This window comes from Flavobacterium sp. KH_001 (assembly GCF_057840745.1).
This window is the reverse complement of record NZ_CM174520.1, coordinates 3,119,530-3,139,484: the sequence shown is the minus strand read 5'-3', so window position 1 is coordinate 3,139,484 and position 19,955 is coordinate 3,119,530. Positions and strand designations below refer to the sequence as shown.

At 33.7% G+C, this 19,955-nt stretch carries 16 protein-coding genes; 10 read left to right on the top strand and 6 right to left on the bottom strand.

The window, feature by feature from the left end; translation table 11 throughout:
* The first annotated feature begins 4 nt into the window (after positions 1 to 4).
* Together rimK and AC3ITQ_RS13595 are read left to right on the top strand one after the other, a co-directional pair.
* Entirely contained in the window at positions 5 to 1,378 is a 1,374-nt protein-coding gene (gene rimK, locus AC3ITQ_RS13600) for a 30S ribosomal protein S6--L-glutamate ligase (RefSeq protein WP_489234744.1), read from the top strand.
* A gap of 92 nt (positions 1,379 to 1,470) precedes the next feature.
* Positions 1,471 to 1,986 carry a DUF421 domain-containing protein gene (locus AC3ITQ_RS13595; RefSeq protein ID WP_072971219.1) on the top strand — a complete coding sequence of 172 codons (516 nt, stop codon included), beginning with the start codon at positions 1,471 to 1,473 and terminating at the stop codon, positions 1,984 to 1,986.
* 132 nt (positions 1,987 to 2,118) lie between these two features.
* On the opposite strand, the gene AC3ITQ_RS13590 is transcribed toward AC3ITQ_RS13595, so the two are convergent.
* The 4 genes from AC3ITQ_RS13590 to hutH form a co-directional block, all read right to left on the bottom strand.
* Positions 2,119 to 3,483, bottom strand: a complete 1,365-nt coding sequence (locus AC3ITQ_RS13590; protein WP_489234743.1) for an SMI1/KNR4 family protein — start codon at positions 3,481 to 3,483, stop codon at positions 2,119 to 2,121.
* Positions 3,484 to 3,684: 201 nt separating this feature from the next.
* Positions 3,685 to 5,028 (bottom strand): inorganic phosphate transporter, encoded by a 1,344-nt coding sequence (locus AC3ITQ_RS13585; protein ID WP_489234742.1) that lies wholly within the window; start codon positions 5,026 to 5,028, stop codon positions 3,685 to 3,687.
* A gap of 32 nt (positions 5,029 to 5,060) precedes the next feature.
* Entirely contained in the window at positions 5,061 to 5,705 is a 645-nt protein-coding gene (locus tag AC3ITQ_RS13580; RefSeq protein WP_026982186.1) for a DUF47 domain-containing protein, read from the bottom strand.
* 48 nt (positions 5,706 to 5,753) lie between these two features.
* On the bottom strand, positions 5,754 to 7,268 hold the full coding sequence (gene hutH / locus AC3ITQ_RS13575) for a histidine ammonia-lyase (protein WP_489234741.1): 1,515 nt from the start codon (positions 7,266 to 7,268) through the stop codon (positions 5,754 to 5,756).
* A 636-nt stretch (positions 7,269 to 7,904) separates the two neighbouring features.
* Here hutH and thrA point away from each other — a divergent pair.
* The 4 genes from thrA to AC3ITQ_RS13555 all read left to right on the top strand — a co-directional run bounded on the left by thrA (position 7,905) and on the right by AC3ITQ_RS13555 (position 15,261).
* Positions 7,905 to 10,352 carry a bifunctional aspartate kinase/homoserine dehydrogenase I gene (gene thrA / locus AC3ITQ_RS13570; protein WP_489234740.1) on the top strand — a complete coding sequence of 816 codons (2,448 nt, stop codon included), beginning with the start codon at positions 7,905 to 7,907 and terminating at the stop codon, positions 10,350 to 10,352.
* 153 nt (positions 10,353 to 10,505) lie between these two features.
* Positions 10,506 to 11,429, top strand: coding sequence for a homoserine kinase (locus tag AC3ITQ_RS13565; protein ID WP_489234739.1), 924 nt, complete (start codon positions 10,506 to 10,508; stop codon positions 11,427 to 11,429).
* A 265-nt stretch (positions 11,430 to 11,694) separates the two neighbouring features.
* Positions 11,695 to 12,984, top strand: a complete 1,290-nt coding sequence (thrC, locus tag AC3ITQ_RS13560; protein WP_489234738.1) for a threonine synthase — start codon at positions 11,695 to 11,697, stop codon at positions 12,982 to 12,984.
* Between the two features lie 123 nt (positions 12,985 to 13,107).
* Positions 13,108 to 15,261 carry a hypothetical protein gene (locus tag AC3ITQ_RS13555; RefSeq protein ID WP_489234737.1) on the top strand — a complete coding sequence of 718 codons (2,154 nt, stop codon included), beginning with the start codon at positions 13,108 to 13,110 and terminating at the stop codon, positions 15,259 to 15,261.
* Positions 15,262 to 15,418: 157 nt separating this feature from the next.
* On the opposite strand, the gene AC3ITQ_RS13550 is transcribed toward AC3ITQ_RS13555, so the two are convergent.
* On the bottom strand, positions 15,419 to 15,808 hold the full coding sequence (locus tag AC3ITQ_RS13550) for a helix-turn-helix domain-containing protein (protein WP_489234736.1): 390 nt from the start codon (positions 15,806 to 15,808) through the stop codon (positions 15,419 to 15,421).
* Between the two features lie 215 nt (positions 15,809 to 16,023).
* On the opposite strand from AC3ITQ_RS13550, the gene AC3ITQ_RS13545 reads away from it, so the two are divergent.
* From AC3ITQ_RS13545 to AC3ITQ_RS13535, 3 genes are all read left to right on the top strand, one after another.
* Positions 16,024 to 16,530, top strand: coding sequence for a GNAT family N-acetyltransferase (locus AC3ITQ_RS13545; protein ID WP_489234735.1), 507 nt, complete (start codon positions 16,024 to 16,026; stop codon positions 16,528 to 16,530).
* 241 nt (positions 16,531 to 16,771) lie between these two features.
* Positions 16,772 to 17,320: a HutD family protein gene (locus AC3ITQ_RS13540; RefSeq protein WP_489234734.1), complete on the top strand. Its 549-nt coding sequence runs from the start codon at positions 16,772 to 16,774 to the stop codon at positions 17,318 to 17,320.
* Between the two features lie 80 nt (positions 17,321 to 17,400).
* A complete protein-coding gene (locus AC3ITQ_RS13535; RefSeq protein WP_489234732.1) occupies positions 17,401 to 17,826 on the top strand; it encodes a hypothetical protein in 426 nt (141 codons plus the stop codon).
* Between the two features lie 205 nt (positions 17,827 to 18,031).
* Here the strand turns inward: AC3ITQ_RS13535 and AC3ITQ_RS13530 are convergent, their stop codons facing one another.
* Positions 18,032 to 18,601: a Crp/Fnr family transcriptional regulator gene (locus tag AC3ITQ_RS13530; protein ID WP_489234731.1), complete on the bottom strand. Its 570-nt coding sequence runs from the start codon at positions 18,599 to 18,601 to the stop codon at positions 18,032 to 18,034.
* A gap of 228 nt (positions 18,602 to 18,829) precedes the next feature.
* Between AC3ITQ_RS13530 and AC3ITQ_RS13525 the strand changes: the two genes are divergently transcribed.
* Complete coding sequence (locus AC3ITQ_RS13525; RefSeq protein WP_489234730.1) at positions 18,830 to 19,948, top strand: pectate lyase family protein; 1,119 nt, start codon at positions 18,830 to 18,832, stop codon at positions 19,946 to 19,948.
* Positions 19,949 to 19,955 lie beyond the last annotated feature (7 nt).

The following is a 19,955-nucleotide window of genomic DNA, read 5'->3' as shown; positions in this document are numbered from 1 at the left end:
ACGTATGCTTCAAAATAAAGTCATTTTAGGCAGTGAAGAATGGTGCTCATTTCCAGAACTAGGAATCCCTACAATCAAGGCTCGTGTTGATTCTGGTGCCAAAACTTCTGCAATGCACGCCATCAACATAGCTCCTTTTATAAAAAATGATGCCAATTGGGTGAAATTTGATATTAATCCAATTCAAAATAACATTAAAACCATCATTCATTGCGAAGCTCCGTTGGTTGACAAACGAATTGTAAAAAGCTCAAGTGGTTTTAGAGAACATCGTTATGTCATTCAGACCAACTTAAAAATTGGTGATGTAAAATGGCCAATCGAAATGACCTTGACCAATCGTGACTCAATGGGTTTTCGTATGCTTTTGGGTCGTGAAGCCATGAGCGGGCGTGTACTAGTTGACCCGGAAGAAAAATACCTTTTAGGACAACCTACAAGCGAAGCACTTAAAGAATTATATCAAAATTCTGAAAAAGCAACTTCTGGTTTAAGAATCGGACTTTTAGCCAGTAATCCTGAGCTATACAGCAATAAACGAATCATGGAAGCCGGCGAAATGCGTGGCCATGAAATGCATTTTTTGAATATCAAAGAATGCTACATGAAACTGGATGCCAAAACTCCTGAAATTCATTATAGAGGCGGTAAAATATTAAATCAATTTGACGCAATTATTCCCAGAATTCGCCCAAGCATTACGTTTTACGGTTGTGCGCTGACACGTCAATTCGAAGCGTTAAAAGTTTTCGTTTTAAATTCAGCTACAGCCATCACACAATCACGTGATAAATTGTATTCATTGCAATTGCTTTTAAACAGCGGAATTGATATCCCAACTACTGGTTTTGCTAATTCTCCTTTGGATACAGATAACTTAATTAAGATGGTTGGAGGTTCACCTTTAATTGTAAAATTACTGGAAGGAACACAAGGAAAAGGCGTTGTTTTGGCAGAAACTAAAAAAGCGGCAGAAAGTGTTATCAACGCGTTCAAAAGTTTAAATGCTAATATACTAGTTCAGGAATTTATCAAAGAAGCCAACGGAAAAGACATTCGTTGTTTTGTAATTGACGGAAAAGTAGTTGCTGCTATTCAGCGTGAAGCTATGCCGGGAGAATTTAGAGCTAACATTCACCTTGGCGGAACCGCATCTGTAATAAAAGTAACAGCAGAAGAAAAAAAGATAGCCATTAAAGCTGCAAAAGCAATGGATTTAAAAGTGGCAGGTGTTGACATTATTCGTTCTTCTAAAGGACCATTATTACTGGAAGTAAACTCATCTCCAGGGCTTGAAGGAATTGAAGGGGCAACAAATAAAGATGTTGCGGGAGAAATGATTAAAGCAATCGAAAAAAACTTCAAAATAATTAGTTAGTTCATCCTAACTTAATGTTCGATATTTATTTTAGCAACTTTGTCAAAGTTTACACTTTGACAAAGTTTTTTTTACCTTTAAAATAAAAAACAATGCTAAACCCCTATTTAGATATTATTTTCCGAAGTCTTGCTGTTTATTTTTTTATGACAATCGCTTTGCGAATCTTCGGCAAAAAAGAACTTTCGCAATTAAATACAGCAGATATTATTCTGATTTTATTGATCAGTAATTCTGTTCAAAATGCAATGGTTGGTCCGGACACCAGTCTTTGGGGAGGTTTGGTTGCTGCGTTGGCTTTATTTGTGATTAACTTTATCATTAAGAAATTAACACACAAATACAAACTAGTCAACGATTTGCTTTTAGATAAGCCCGAAATCCTAATTCATAATGGAACATTGGATTTTAATGCTTTGAGCAAATTAGACATTTCACACGAAGAATTAAAAGAAGCGGCACGTGAGCATGGTTTAGAACATTTAACAGATATAAAGCTCTGTACGCTAGAAATTGACGGTACAATTAGTATTATTTCGAAAGATAAAACCAATTTAAAAGAAACACATTACAAGCGTAAGCACAATCATAAGAATTTTAGAAAATAAAATTAAAAAAAATCTAAATAGAAAATTCCAAATTCCAAATTTGAAAAACGTCTTAACATTGGAATTTTGAATTGTAAATTATTGGAATTTTGTATAAAAAAGACTGGTTTCAATTCAATACCAGTCTTTTTTTTATTTCCAAAACTCATACCATTTTTTACGTTTAACTTTGTTTTGAAAGTGGTTTTCTATGTTAATATCCCTAATCGTTCTGTTAGTTAAACCATAAGCTTTTAATCTGTGGTTAAGATTAGCTAAAATATAATCTTGCTCTTTGGGGAATTTTTCCGCCAGTAGTTTGTAATACTTCAAAAGTTTATGATCTTCTACTCCATCCAGAGCTTGCAAAACAGTATGTATAACTCGATTTGATTGATCACTTAAACCTAAAATAAAAGTATCTAAATATTTACTCTTATTCTTCAACAACCCTAGTGAATAATAAGCACTAACTCTTATCATTTCATTTATATTTGTAGTAAAAGGAACAACAAACTTACCGTAATCGATATTCATTTCCTTTAACAAATAAGTACAAAATCTAAACGTTTCCTCGTCATTGATCTTCTCCGAATGAGCTTCTATAATTTCAAGCCAATCAGAACTCTTATCCTTCGCATACCAAAATACAAATTGAAAAACATCTAATAAATTCTCATTTGCAAAGGCAACTAAATACGGATAAGCAAGTTGATAATCAAATTTTGTAAGTATCTGAATTAGCAGTTTTTGATTTTCACCTGCACTCAATTTACATTGTTCCTCCAGGACATTAATCGTTTCAAAATCAAGATTTCGTTTCTTCAAAAGACTTCTTAGGCATTCTAATTTAGTTTGATTTTCATTGGTTGAAAAATACACCTCTAAGATATAAGCTGACGATCCCCCCAGAGTATATCTAAATAAATAAGAATTTCTTGATTTTAAATTTTCAGGTATAATTTCATCGAGCCATCTTTCATACCAGTCCAAAAAATTTGATTCGAAAGCGAAATAGGGCTTTTGCCTGTCAACATCCACATTTACAACTCTTCCTTTAAATTCCCCATTCAAAACAAGTGCATGATAATAACTACATCCCTGACTTCCGATAGGTAATAATCCCGAAAATATTTTTCCTAGCTCTATATCAAATTCTTCATCAGAAATAGTTTCATTTTCTTCGATGTTTTTGTTTAGATTATTCCAAAAATCATCTGACATATTTGGAGAAATTCTACAATCTTCTTTTAAATATTCTTTTGAATTTTCATAGATAAATTCATTTGTATTTTTTCCAAAAGGATAAATTCCATAAGAAGGTCCGGCACCTGAATCTGAATAAGAAATTCCGCCATTACCAATATTAAACAAAAATGATTTGTAACCTTTAGGAAGTTCCAACTGATATTCATTTTCAAAATTTAAGATATCTTCTTGTCTTACGTTATTTCCTAAAATATATTTATGACTGTCTGCTCCAAATACTTCTAATTTATTATCGGCATTTTTAGCCATTAACAGCTTACTTTTAATCCTTTCTAACTGCTTCAATTCTTCCATTCTTATTTTACATTCTTTTGTTAAGTAATAAAATGCAATTATTAAATCTACATTATTTTACTCAAATAAAAAAAGCCGATTTCAATTTGAAATCGGCTTTTTTTTATGTCGATAAAATGCGATCAAAACTTCTCACATTTAATAAAAATCATTTTACTAAGAAATAAATACACTCAATACAAAGTAAACCAATCCTGCTAAAAGAGCCGAAATAGGAATCGTTAATATCCACGCCCAGATCAAACTTACAGTTACACCCCAACGAACGGCAGATACACGTTTAGTTAATCCAACCCCGATGATAGAACCTGTAATAGTATGCGTTGTACTTACCGGAATTTTCAAGTGTTCTGTAAAGTAAAGCGTCAAAGCACCTGCAGTTTCAGCAGCAACTCCTTCAAATGAGCTTACTTTAGTAATTTTAGAACCCATTGTTTTTACAATTTTCCAACCACCACTTAACGTTCCGGCTGCAATTGCAGAATAACATGCTAACGGAATCCATCCTGGCATTACTCCTTTTATCCCTAAATCATCATTTGGTAAAACAACATCTAACCAGGAAGCCATGTGAACTCCGGGATTTGTATTAATATACACTGCTACAGCTGCAGCAATAATACCCATAACTTTTTGAGAATCATTTCCTCCGTGTCCTAAACTAAAAGCAGCAGAAGACAATAATTGCATCTTTTTTAAAGCTGCATCAGCCTGATGAAGGTTTAGACTACTGAATATTAAACAAAAAGCACTTACCGTTAAGATAATAAAGGCTACTAAAAACCATTTGATATTATGCCCATCGAAAGCTACACTCCAAAAATGAGACTCGAATCTAGGCTTACCATGCTTAATGATCTCTTCGTAAGGCACCATAAGATTGCTCACAACCCAAACTGTTGCAATCATTAGTCCAACAGTAAATATTTTAGGTAAAATACTTTTACGAGAAGCATTTAACAACCAAATTGATATTAAATAAGACGCTAGTGCTCCCAATAATGGTGCTAAAACAATGAAAGCAATGATAATAAGAACTCCCGAAGGCATTCCTCCATCTTTCCCTGCTTTATACCAACTTACGATTTCGTACCAATAGTGTGTAGTTCCATCTTCTCCTGCATAACCTGAGAAACCGTGTACAGCAATCGCATGTGCTACAGCTGCTCCGGCGAAACCACCAATTAAAGTATGTGATGAACTTGAAGGAATTCCTAACCACCAGGTCAATAAATTCCAACAAATAGCTGCAATAACACCGGCAAGGATAACAACAAGGTTAATTTCCATAGTGTGCGCTGTTTTTGCAACAGTATCTGCAACACCAAATCCAAAAACCCAATAAGCCAGAAAGTTAAAAAATGCTGCCCAGAGTACGGCCTGAAAAGGCGTCAAAACCTTTGTAGCAACAACAGTCGCTATAGCATTTGCCGCATCATGAAAACCGTTGATGTAATCAAAAATTAAAGCTAATACTATAATAATTATAAGTAGCGTCATAAAATTATAACTTCAGAATGAAATAAATTGAATTAAGAATGTTTTACAGAAATAGATTCTAGTATGTTCGCAACACTCTTACATTTGTCTGTTGCTGATTCTAAAACAGATAACACTTCTTTATATTTAATGATATTTTTAGCGTCTGTTTCGTTTTCAAAAATTTCAAAAACTGCTTTGTTATATACATTATCAGACTTGTTTTCTAGTTTGTTAATTCTAGCACAAGCATCTTTAATAATGTTCATGTTTTTTAAATTGCTCAACTCTTTTACAGCACTGTCAATGTTTTGACAAGCTTCAAGGTTGATTTCTGTCATCTTTCTGATAGATTTTGTAATCTTATCAACCTGATACAATCTCATTCTGCTTGCTGCACCGTGAAGGTAATCAGCAACGTTATCAATAGAAGTAATTAAAGTGTGAATATCCTCTCTATCAAATGGCGTAATGAAGTTTCTGCTCAATTCAAGATTGGTTTGACGTGTAATGTCTTCTCCTCTTTGCTCTAACTCATCAATTTTTTGAAAAAGAACTTCTCTTTCTTTCAATGGAAGGTTTACAGCTTCGTGTAAGTTAGAAGCTAATTCAATTAAATTGCTTGAAGCCTCTTCAAAAAGTGGAAAGAATTTTTTGTCTTTCGGCACTAAAAATTGGAAAATACTGTTTATTGACATTTTTATATTTTTGATAGTGCAAAATTACTTCATTAATATTCTGTTATGTTAAGCCAGTGTTAACAAATCGTTTTCAATTTGAAAACTATCCAGAAACGTAACTGTCTTCTCAATATCGTAATGTAAGATTCTGTCTTCTTTAACCAAAGGCACAACTTCTCTATAACTGCTTAAGAACATTTCGATGAAATCACTTGATTTTAAAGGCTCTCTGTACGCAATTGCCTGTGAAGCATTCATTAATTCGATCGCTAAAATACGCTCCAAATTATCCATAACACGTAACGCTTTTGTTGCTCCGTTTGCCCCCATACTTACGTGATCTTCCTGTCCATTACTTGAAACAATACTATCAATACTTGACGGAGTTGCCAATTGTTTGTTCTGACTTGCGATACTTGCAGCAGTATATTGTGGAATCATAAATCCTGAATTTAATCCCGGATTGTCAACCAAAAATGCCGGAAGATTTCTTAAACCTGAGATCAATTGGTACGTTCTTCTTTCAGAAATACTTCCTAATTCTGCCAAAGCAATTGCCATAAAATCTAAGGCTAAAGCCAAAGGTTGTCCGTGGAAATTTCCTCCAGAGATGATCTGATCAGACTCAATAAATATATTTGGATTATCCGTAACCGAGTTAATTTCGGTTTTGAATACTTTTCGAACATAATCAATAGCATCTTTTGAAGCGCCATGAACCTGAGGCATACAACGGAAAGAATACGGATCCTGAACGTGTTTTTTCTCTTGTTCAATAATTTCGCTTCCTTCTAAAAACTCATTAATACGCTGTGCCGTTACAATTTGTCCTTTGTGAGGGCGAATAAAATGAATCAATTCGTTAAAAGGTTCAATTCTTCCATCAAAACCTTCCAGAGAAATAGTTCCGATTAAATCTGCCAAATACGAATATTTATAGGCTTTTAATAAAATATAAGCTCCGTAAGCACTCATAAACTGAGTTCCATTTAGTAAAGCCAAACCTTCTTTTGACTGTAAAACGATTGGTTCCCAGTTAAAATGTTTTAAAACTTCTGCGGAAGCCACTTTCTTTCCTTCAAACAAAACTTCTCCTTCTCCTAACAAAGGCAAAGATAAATGTGCCAATGGCGCTAAATCTCCAGAAGCCCCAAGTGAGCCTTGCGTATATATAATAGGAAGGATGTCATTATTATAGAAATCAACCAAACGACTTACTGTTTGCAATTGGATTCCAGAATGTCCGTAGCTCAAAGATTGAATCTTAAGCAGCAACATTATTTTTACAATTTCTGCAGGAACTTCTTCTCCAGTTCCACAAGCGTGAGACTTAACAAGGTTCTCCTGAAGTTTTGATAAATTCTCATTTGAGATTTTTACATTACAAAGTGATCCAAAACCAGTATTGATTCCGTAAATAGGTTCAGAATGCGAAGCCATCTTTTTATCTAAATAATCACGGCACTTCTGAACGTTTACTTTTGCTTCTTCAGATAATTCAAGCATTTTCTGATTTACAATAATTTCTTGTAAATCTTCTAAACCTAATGTTTCAGTACTTATATAATGGACTTCTCTCATGTCATTTTTAATTTAAGGCATCAAAATTCAACAAATCAATATTAAAAAGCAACATTTGTTCATAATAATTAAAATTTCAACAAAACAAATTATACGTATTTAGCTATTTCACAATACTAATCATACAAAATCAGCACTTTAATTTTCTTCACCAAAATCAACCATCAAAACTTATTCTAAAAAACCAATTTCCTACTTATTTTATAGACTAATGACAGTTTCTACCGAATATTTCGATTAGAAATCAGCTTTTTAAGCTCCTGCACTTGCCATAAATACGGGTTTAAATATACGAATCCATCAATTTATGATATTCAATCTTAACAAAAGCTCAATATTGAATGAATGAGAATTAAATTATTAAAATATTCGCAAAAAGAAAATAAAGGTTTTTCGCTTTTATAAAAATCTGTACTTTTGAAACATCAAAAATGAAAAGTAACAGCGCAAAATATCAATCTACAATGACAACTCAAACTGGAGTTGCAATTGCTGCTACGACAATTTCTACAACAACTACTACCCCTTAGGGGTATACATTTCACATATCATCCAGGTTATCTATACTTTTTTCATGAAAGAAGAAAGGCATTGGATACATAAAAATATTTGCATAAAAAGAAAAAAATCATCAAAATGAAAGTATTAAAATTTGGCGGAACTTCGGTTGCCAATGCTCAAAATATAAAACTCGTTCTCGAAATTATAAATCAAAAATCTAAAGAAGATCAATTAGTTGTCGTTGTTTCTGCTTTAAGCAAAGTAACCGATTTATTGCAATTGGCTGCAGCAAAAGCAGCGGCTAATGACGAAAGTTTCAGAGAAATTGTGGCTGAAATCGAGAAAAAACACCTTGACACTTTAAAAGAACTTATTCCGGTAAGCGAGCAAAGCAGTTTATTAAGTCATGTAAAAAGAATCATCAACCATTTAGAAACATTGCTGGATGGCTGTTTCTTATTAGGCGAATTATCTCCAAGAACTGCTGACACTATTTTGAGTTTTGGAGAATTGCTTTCTTCTTATATCATTGCACAGGCGTATCAGCAAATTGACAAAAATATAGTTTATAAAGACAGCCGCGAAATCATCAAAACAAATGCTGACTTCGGAAAAGCTGCTGTGAATTTTGAAATTTCAAACCAATTAATTCAGGATTATTTTGCAGAGAATAAAGCGCAAATCAATATTTTACCTGGATTTATTGCCTTGACTCTTGACGGAATCACTACTACTTTAGGCCGTGGCGGTTCTGATTATACTGCGGCCATTATCGCCGGAGCACTTGAGGCATCACAATTAGAAATCTGGACAGATGTAAACGGAATGTTTACTGCGAACCCAAAAATCGTAAAACAAGCACGGCCAATTGCGACAATTTCTTACCAGGAAGCGATGGAATTATCGCATTTTGGTGCTAAAGTGTTGTATCCGCCGACAATTCAGCCGGTCTTAAGAAAAAATATTCCAATTTTAATCAAAAATACTTTTGAGCCGGAAGCTGAAGGAACTTTAATTTCTGATCAGGTTTCATCAAATGATACTGTTGTAAAAGGAATCAGCCATATCGATAATATTTCGCTTGTAACACTTGAAGGCCCAGGAATGATTGGTGTTGCGGGTTCATCAAGACGTTTATTTGAAGTATTATCTCAGGAAAAAATTAATGTTATTTTCATTACTCAGGCTTCTTCTGAGCACTCTATTTGTATCGGAATTTTAAATTCGGATGCCGATAATGCCGAAGCAGCAATCAACAGAGCTTTTGAAGTGGAGATTCTTCAAAATAAAATCGATCCTGCGATTGTAGAAAAAGACCTTTGCATTATTGCGTTGGTTGGAGAAAACATGAAAAACCACCAGGGTTTGAGCGGTAGAATGTTCAGTACTTTAGGAAAAAACAACGTAAATATCCGTGCGATTGCGCAAGGGGCTTCTGAACGTAATATTTCGACTGTAATTAACGAAAGAGACGTTAAAAAAGCGTTGAATACTTTACACGAAAACTTCTTTGAAGAAAACACCAAACAGCTGAATTTATTCGTAATGGGTGTTGGAAATGTGGGCGAAAAATTCATCGAGCAAATTCACAATCAAAGAAAATTTTTAAAAGATAACTTAAAGATCAACCTTCGTGTTATCGCTTTGTCTAACTCAAGAAAAATGCTTTTTGACGAAGACGGAATTTCATTAAAAGACTGGAAATCGACTTTAGACAAAGGCGAACATGCTATTCCAACAGAGTTTATTGCACGTGCCAAAGAACTGAATTTACGTAACAGTATTTTTGTGGATATTACAGCCAATGCAAGTGTTTCTGAAATGTATGAGAAATTCTTAAAAGAAAGTATTGCCATTGTAACCTGCAACAAAATTGCTTGTTCATCTGCGTATGACAACTATAAAAAACTAAAAAGTTTATCACGTCAATACAACGCTCCGTTTTTATTTGAAACGAATGTGGGTGCGGGATTACCGATTATCGATACTGTAAAAAACCTAATTGCTTCCGGCGATAAAGTGCATAAAATTCAGGCGGTTTTATCTGGAAGTCTGAACTTCATTTTCAACAATTTTGATAAGAATAATTCTTTTCACGATGTCGTTAAAGAAGCTGGAGTTCAAGGTTTCACTGAGCCAGATCCGAAAATTGACTTAAGCGGTGTTGACGTTGCCCGTAAAATCCTGATTTTAATTCGCGAAAGCGGTTACGAAATGGATATTGACGCAATCGCAAACGAATCGTTCCTACCATCCGAATGTTTGGATACAACAAACAACGAAGCCTTTTTTGCATCGTTAATCAAACACGCTCCTCATTTTGAGAAAATCTATGAGGAAGCATTGGCAAAAGATTCAAGATTGAAATACGTAGCGCAATTCGAAAACGGAAAAGCAAGCGTTGGCTTGCAATTCATTCCGAAAGATCATCCTTTCTACAATTTAGAAGGAAAAGACAATATCGTATTGTTCTACACAGATCGATACGTAGATCAGCCGTTATTGATCAAAGGCGCCGGTGCCGGAGCTGCGGTTACAGCATCAGGAATTTTTGCTGACGTTATCAGAATAGGGAATAATTAGCCACTAAGGCACTAAGACACAAAGTTTTTAAGTTTTCTAAACTTTGTGTCCTAAAAATTAAAATAAACTTTGTGTCCTAGCGTCTTCGTGGCAAAAACACAAAAACAAAAAAAACTTTGTGACTTTGTGCCTTCGTGGCAAAACCAACCAGAAATGAAAGAAATTAAACTATTTTGCCCGGCAACTATCGCGAATCTTTCGTGCGGATTTGACGTACTTGGACTTTGCTTAGACAATGCGGGCGATGAAATGATTGTTCGAAAAGTCGATCAAAAAGGCGTTCGTATTACTAAAATTGTCGGTGCCGATTTGCCTTTGGAAACCGAGAAAAACGTTTCGGGTGTTGCGGCTTTGGCGATGTTGGAAACTTTAGAAGAACTAGATTTTGGATTTGAAATCGAAATCTACAAAAACATAAAAGCCGGAAGCGGAATTGGAAGCAGTGCTGCAAGTTCTGCCGGAGCGGTTTTCGGAATCAATGAATTATTAGGAAGACCGTATTCCCGTAAAGATTTGGTGCAGTTTGCGATGCAGGGCGAGAAATTAGCCAGCGGAAACGCGCATGCCGACAACGTTGCTCCTGCCCTTTTAGGCGGATTTACATTGGTAAGAAGTTATGCTCCGCTTGATATTATCCGAATTGATAGTCCGGAAGAATTGTACGCGACCGTGGTTCATCCTCAAATTGAATTGAAAACCTCAGATGCGCGTTCGGTATTGAAACAAAACGTTTCCCTGAAAAGTGCGATTATGCAATGGGGAAATGTGGGCGGATTAATTGCCGGTTTATATACCAAAGATTACGATTTGATTGGAAGATCGCTTCATGACGAAATCGTTGAGCCTTTAAGAAGCGTTTTGATTCCGGGATTTGATTTAATCAAACAAACGGCATTAGAAAACGGTGCTCTAGGTTCTGGAATTTCAGGTTCTGGTCCTTCTATTTTTGCCCTTAGCCGAGGAAAAAACACCGCCGACCAAATCGCCAAAGCCATGAGCGAAGTTTATGAGAACATGAATTTACCATATGAAATTCACGTTTCGAAGATTAATCCTGATGGGGTTAGGATTTTGTAAAATGTGAGATGTATTAAGTAAATAGAATTAAGACACAGTTTGTCATTTCGAGGAACGAGAAATCACATAACGTGACCACACAGTACGTTGCTCTCTGGATGTGATTTCTCCTCCGTCGAAATGACAAAAGAAACTTAAATAACATAATATTGGAATTTGGAATTTTAAAAAATTGGAATTTGATTGTCTAGAAAGTCTATTTTCTATACTCTATATTCTATTCTCTCTTTTCTAAAATCTAAAATCTAAAATCTAAAATTAAACCATGAAATACTATAGTTTAAACCATAATGCACCAGAAGTTTCATTCAAAGAAGCTGTAATACAAGGATTAGCGAGTGACAAAGGATTGTATTTTCCGCAGATCATTACGCCTCTAAATCCTGCGTTTTTTAATGTAATCGAAAATTTAAGCCATAACGATATTGCTTTTGATGTGATTCAGCAATTTGTGGGCGATGATATTCCGGAGGAGAATTTAAGAGTAATTATTAAAGACACTTTATCTTTTGATTTTCCTGTTGTGGAAGTTGAAAACGGCATTTATTCGTTAGAATTATGGCACGGGCCGACAATGGCTTTTAAAGACGTTGGAGCGCGATTTATGTCACGTTGTCTGGCATATTTTAATAAAGACAAAAAAGACAGTAAAAATACCGTTTTAGTAGCGACTTCCGGAGATACTGGCGGTGCGGTTGCAAGCGGATTTTTGGGCGTTGACGGCGTTGATGTTGTGATTTTATATCCGTCAGGAAAAGTGAGCGACATTCAGGAAAAACAATTGACGACTTTAGGAAAAAACATCAAAGCACTTGAAGTAGATGGTGTTTTTGATGATTGCCAGGATATGGTTAAAAAAGCGTTTTTAGATGAAACTTTAGCACACAAAAACCTGACTTCGGCGAATTCTATTAATATTGCGCGCTGGTTGCCACAAATGTTCTATTTCTTCTTTGCTTACAAAGCGTTGAAAAGCCAAAACAAACCTTTGATTTTCTCTTGCCCAAGCGGGAATTTTGGGAATATCTGCGCCGGAATTATGGCAAAGAAACTAGGTTTGCCAATTGAACATTTTGTAGCGTCTACGAACGTAAACGATACTGTACCAAGATTCTTAGAAAACGGAAAATACGATCCAAAACCTTCTAAAGCAACGATTTCGAATGCGATGGATGTTGGAAACCCAAGTAACTTTATTAGAATTCAGGAATTGTACAACAACGATTTAAAAGCTTTCGAAAAAGATTTCTCATCGTACAGTTATACCGATGAAGAAACACTTACAGCCCTAAAACAAATTTACAATACCGACGGTTACATTGCAGAACCACACGGCGCTGTGGGTTATTTAGGTTTGAAAAAAGAATTGCAAAAACACGATAACGCGATTGGTGTTTTCTTAGAAACCGCACATCCTATTAAATTCTTAGATGTTGTTGAACCTGCTTTAGGCATTAAACTTTCGATTCCAGAACAAATTGAAAGTGTTATGAATGAGGATAAAGTGAGTGTGAAGATTAAGACTTATGAGGAATTGAAGGCGTTTTTAGGGTAATAACTTTATTGTATTTATAAAAAAATTAAAGTCACAATCACATGTGTTTATTTTTAACTGTGATTTTGTGGCTTTTTTAATTAATAAAACTAAATAACCTCACTCAAACAAATAATTTGAAATATGTTAATTAAAGAAATCTTTGAAAATTTATACAAAAATTCTATTGACCAGGACGATGATATTTGGAATTTAGTTTTTGACAGCCAAAATGATTATATTCTTAAAAATATTGAAGACCATTTCCAAATAGAAATAATGATGCTGTTTAAGGCATATAATGCTTCTGAAAAAGTTGTCCCTATTATACATCTCCATTTTGATGATATGATAAAATGGAAAAAGCAAAGCGTATCAAATGAAGATAAGGAAGTCTTTTCCTATTTGCAGTTTACTTGTGCAATCTGTGCAACAACACAACTAAATTTTGATGGAGAATTCATTTATTGCTTTGATATTTTTGTAAAATCAGTATTTGATAAAACATTTAAAAATGGAGAACAATATGACTTAAAAGACATAAACCCTTATATTTTTCTTGATTCAAAAAGAGCTTATTTAGCAAATTCAAAATCCGTCATAGAACAATGGTTTAGTCAATTGTATTATTATTCAAAATCATTTTCAGGATTAAATGAATGGTGCACATATTTTTTTGAAGAAGTATACTATCATTTAAATGAAGATTTTAAAATTGACTCTTATCACCCCCAATTTCTTTCAAATCTTTTATCGTGGTGTGAAATAAACCTTAATAAAAACGGCTCCCACGCAATTAGAAAAATTATAGAAAGAGAATATTATTTAATTGTCTGGTCAGATGATCTGGAAAAAAATATTATGAAAAGTTCTTTGGGGCTTCAACTTTTACTTTGCAAAAATTATAAAAATGGAGAAAAGTTAGAATTATATGAGGAATTAAATAATTCTAGCTCAGACCCATCGTTCCAAATACAATTAAACATTGCAATATGTTATAACGAAGAAAATCTAGTTGAAAAAATGAATTTTTTAATTGATGCAATAAAAACATATAATGAATTTTTAGACTATAATAATTTTGACACTATAGATTACATTTATCACAGAGCAAGGTTTTTTAAACTTTTATTTATCAACCCTATTTCAGCTGCTTTTGAGATAAATCAATGCGAAATAATCGAAGATATTTTACATACTTTTTATGATATTAAAGTTCCTCAAAAAAAAGGAGGTATCTTATTTATAGTTCCGAATCAAATTAACAAAATTGCATACTATTTCAACAACAAATTAATTTTAGACAAAAAAGATACACAAGAATTACTGATCAAAATTGTTGATACTGAAAACAGTGCTTTTAATTTACGTCGAATTCTTAAAGGAGGAATCAAACAAAATATTCAACAAATTGACAGGCCTTTGGGTGTACCAAATCCAAAACTCGGAAAAGAGTATGAAACAGATCTTTTAGAATTATATGATTTTACTCCTCTTGCAGAATCCTTAGAAGAGCTCAACTCTGTATGTCAATTCGATTTTAATTCAACACCTCTTCAGGCACTAATGATTAAATCCATTAAAGAAACTTTACCAATTAATTTAAGTTTATCTGAAAAATTAAAATTTCCCACAGTAAAAAATGTACTATTTTGGCTTGGTTTTAGTCAAACTTCCGAAATTGAAAAAGAAGCACTTCAAATAATTTTTGAAAAGGCAAATATAAATTTTGAAATACATCATGAGGAAAATAGTAGCCTGGAAAAGTTTTTACAAAAAATAAATGAAAGCAATCCAGACATTATATGGATTTCCTCCCATGGAGAACATGAACATTACGAACCAAATATATCTTCAATAAAATTATCTGAAAATGAATCTATAGGGATTCGAGATTTTCATTTACTAATTAATAAAGAAGAAAAGAGACGCTTAATTTTTTTAAACATTTGCGAAGGAGGGGTTCATACACAAACTGGAGAATTTAAAAATTTAGGATTTCCAAATTTATTAACTGCAAATAATCAAGATGTAATATCTCATTTATGGATGGCAGAACCTCGTTTTTCTTATGTATTTGGCGCTTTTTTTGCTTTAGGAATTGCATTTTTACAAAAAAACTTTTTTGAAGCGTTTAAATATTCATTATCAAAAGTTCTTAGCGACAAAGAAACTATTCTTGAAGAACTTGCAACTTTTGATTTAGATTTAAGTAATTTAATAGAAAGAATAGAAAATAATGACGGAACTGAATGGGGCAATATAATTACAACAGGAAGTCCTGTTTATAATGTTTAACAAACTCTTCAGCTAGCGCGAGCGTCCCGCTCGTGAACGCAAGATACACAGATTTCAATTGGATAAGGCACGAGCGGGACGCTCGCGCTAGCAATTAAGCATAAAAAAAGAGATCTTAATTAAGATCTCTTTTTTTATGCTTGTATGTTTAAAAACGTTATTTCCCGTTTAGTAATTTTTCTAAATATTCAACTTTATCTTTTTCAGCTTGCACCAAACGCTCGTAAAGTTCAACAACTTTATCTAAAGGATTAAAATTACAATTGCTATTGCCTGTCATAATAGCACCGTGATCTTGAAAAGTGTTTCCAATAATGTTAAAAACTGCTTCCTCCGAAAAGTTCTTAATCGCTTCAACAGAAACCCCCAAAGCTTTTGCTACTTCAATTAGTTTTTGTTCGTCTACATTTTCGCTGTTTTCAATAGCCGAAACTGCCTGCTGGCTTGTTCCTAAAGCCTGTGCCAGTGCTTCCTGTTTCATATCTTTAAGCTCTCTGATACGGCTTATATTTCTGCCGATATGTTTGGGTTTTATTGCTGTACTCATAATTCAAAGATATTTAAAATTCTTAAACGAAAATAAATTTCGGTAAAAAACAAATTCGTTTTGTAAGATACTCTTTTCATAATTAACAAATTCGGCCTAGTCAAAAAACACAAAAGATTAGGCTAAAGCCAGTTTCATATTGTAATTTTGTTCCTCCAGCTAAAGTAGGAGGCAATTCAAAAATTACAAAAAATTATTACAGCATAAATAGTACCATGATTACAAAAGCAACCTTACAAGATATTCCCGCATTAAACATTTTAATCAACTCTGCTTACAGAGGAGAAACTTCTAAAAAAGGCTGGACAACGGAAGCCAATTTATTAGAAGGAAAAAGAACCAACGAAGAAGAATTGACAGCAACGATTCTGAATCCGAAGAATACTATTTTGAAATATATGGAAAACGATAAAACTATTGGTTCGGTTTTATTGGTCGAAAAAGAACATCAATTGTATTTGGGAATGTTAACTGTTTCTCCTGAATTACAAAACAGCGGAATCGGGAAAAAGCTATTGGCTGAAGCCGAAAATCATGCTAAAGCTTTGGGTTTGTCAAGTATTATTATGACTGTTATTTCGGTTCGTGAAGAGCTTATTGCCTGGTACAAACGTCACGGTTATGTTGATACAGGCGAAAGAGAAGCTTTTCCGGAGAGCGAAATTCATGTTACGATTTCTGATGTGCCTTTGGAGTTTATTTATTTGGAGAAAAGGATTTAAGTTTTTCTTGCCACGAAGGCGCTAAGGCACGAAGTTTTTTAATCTCGCAATCCCGATAGCTATCGGGAGCAGAGTCGAAAAGTTTTCTTTTTTCATATTTCTTTGCTTCTTCACTCTCGATAGCTACCGGGATTGCGAGATTTTAAGATTCTTACGTTAGACGCACTGCTGTGCGTCTCTACAAAAAAACCTTTGCCTCTTTGTAACTTTGCAACTTTGAACCTTTTTTAAAAAATAAAAAATGAACATACGCCTTTTATCTAAAAATGATATTAAAGCCTCTATCTGGAGTGGTGGATTGACCTATGAATATATAATATATCCGGAAACAGCACGCTATGCAGATAGGGATTTTGCATTCAGGACAAGCAGTGCTACAATAGAGCAAGAGCCTTCAGTATTTACCAAATTTAAGGGCTATTACCGATATTTGGTTATGCTTGATAACAGCTTACATATTGAGGTAAACGAAGAAAAAAAAGTATATGAGAAATATGAAATCATGGAATTTAATTCGGATGATGAAGTGACTTCTTATACAAAAGGTATTGATTTTAACTGGATGGTTTCTGAAAAAATAAGCCATAAAAAACTGAAAATAACGAATAGCAATCAGAATAGTAATGCTGAAATACTAATTTTATTTTCTTTGGATATAACAGTTATTAAAATTAATCACAAGCCATACCATCTAAAACCTTATGATTTATTAGTTATTGAAAATCAAAAAAAGGAAAATATAATGCTTGATTTTTCTACTGACTGTCTATTTGGAGTTTTGGATTTTTAACTGATTTTGCCACGAAGGCACTAAGGCACGGAGTTATTTTGTTTGAACTAATACTTTATTAAAATTAATATCTACTCTAAATGGAATTACGATTTACAAAATATGCTTTTATAAATGCTTTATGGACTTTGATTCCTGTGTTTCCAATTTTTAGCCTTTTTCCTGCTGTATTTTTAGCACTGGGTATTGAAAAATTAGTCAATAATTGTGAAATGAGTTATATAATTGTTTTATGTCTTTCAATTATTTTGATTTTATTAATTGGTATTCTATTTATTCGAAAAACAGATTCCCTTTTATTGAACGACGAAAAAACTATTAAAGAAAAATTCATGTTGCTTAATTTTATTCTTTACTTTTTAATACATACTGCTGTTTTTATCCTTTTGGCGGGAGTAAATGTTACCTGTCATGGAGACGGACAAACTCCATTGTTATGTATTATATCAGGCCCAATCTCAAGCCTACTTTTAATTGTCTTCGGTTTTTTAATAGATCTTAAATAAATTATAAGGATCACTTAACTTTTTTATTATTGGTACGAAATAATCCTGATAGCTATCGGGCTTAAAGTCACAAGCAATTTAAAAAAGAAAAATTAGCAACTTAGCTCCCGATAGCTATCGGGATTGCGAGATTCTTTTTTTTTTAGCCTTTGAACCTTTGTTCCTCTGCCTCTTTCAACATTTCTGATACGGAAGAACAATATCCTTACACCATTCTCTTAATCTTCGACAAAAATTCATGGGAAACACCTAAATAAGAGGATAAGTTTTTATTGTTTATGGCTTTAACCTTGCTTGGATATCGTTCTATAAAATCCAGATATCGTTGTTTGGAAGTTTTGTTTAAGACATCTAATAATCTTTGTTGAATGGCTATATTGGCTTTTTCAACCATAATAATGTGAAATTGCATAAGTTTAGGAACCTGCTCTAACAATAGCGCTTTGTTCGCTTTACTGATCACCAGAATCTCACTATCTTCCATCGCCTGAATGTTGTAGGTTGTAGGCTTTTGGTGGTAGAAACTTTGGAGATCACACATCCATTCGTTTTCGAAGGAAAAGAAAATTACGCTTTCGTTTCCGCTATCGTTGAAAGTATAGGTTTTAAAAGCGCCTTTTAAAATAAATCCTTCATATGAATTGTTGGAGTCCTGAATTTGCAGAAATTCATTTTTCCTTAATTTTATAAATTCGGCTTTTTCTACAATAAATTTCCAATCTTCATCTGTTAGGTTAATTTTTCGTTCAATGTTTAATCTGAGGGCTTTGTACATGTGTTTTTACTTTTATTCTTACTTGGGGCGTAAGTTTTGAATGAATTAAAAAAGATGTAATCGATTACGTAAAAATACTTTTTTTACTTCTTTTTGTCTCTTAACAACTGTTAAAAAAATATTTAATCACAATATTTTTACAAAAGATTGAACTTGTTCAACTTTTTTAAAAATTATTATTGGCAGATTTGTACCGTTAAATATTTTATAAACCCCCAAACTTAGATTATGAAATTTAAATCAACATGGTCAGTATTAGTACTGACAATCGTATTCGGTTTTACAAGTTGTAACACTGAAGAAATTGCTTCTCCTGTAAGTGGTGAAAGCGCAATTATTGAAACTACTACACCTACTGGTAGTGTAACTGCAAAAATTGGAAACTGTGCTCAGGTTCCCGGATGGGCTTCGCAAAACGGAGGTACAACCGGAGGAGGAAGTGCTGCAGAAACAACTGTTACAACGTATGCTCAATTGAAATCTGCAATTGAAAGTAGTTCTGTAAAGGTTATTAAAGTTAGCGGTACTATTACCGTAACAACAAGATTGTCATTTCAGGATCAAACCGGAAAAACGATTTACGGTGCTGCAGGTGCAAAACTGGTTTCTACAAACCAAACTAAAGATGCTTCTGGAATCATCAACATCAAAAGATGTAAAAACATCATCATCAGAAATCTAATTTTTGAAGGTCCTGGTGCTTATGATACTGACGGTTGGGATAATGCTATTCTTGACGAATGTACAAATGTATGGGTTGACCACTGCGAATTCAGAGATGGTGTAGACGGAAACTTTGACATCAAAAACAAATCAGATTATATTTCAGTTACTTATTCTAAATTCCATTACCTAAAACCACCAAAAGCTGGAGGTTCTGGAGGATCAGACGATCACAGATATTCGAACTTAATTGGTTCTAGCGATGGCGCAACTGCAGATCGTGGAAAATTGAGAATTACTTTCGCTCGTTGCTGGTGGGCTCCTGGTTGTAAAGAAAGAATGCCAAGAGTACGTTTTGGAAAAGTGCATTTAGTAAACAACTTCTTTAATAGTACAGTGAGCAATAAATGTATAGCTGCAGGTTTCGAAGCAGATATTCGTGTAGAATCAAACGTTTTTGAAGGTGTAAAAACTCCTATCGATTTGATGACAGGTTATACAGCTGTTACAGCAACTGATAACGTTTTCACAAGTACATCAGGAAACCAGGCTGGAGGAAGCAAAACTGCTTTTACACCTCCTTATACTATAGTGAAATTAGCTAAAACTGCTGTTAAAGCTGATGTTACAAGTTCAGCTGGTGCTGGTGCAACTTTAGGTGGCAATATTTGCGGATCTTTCTAATGAAGTT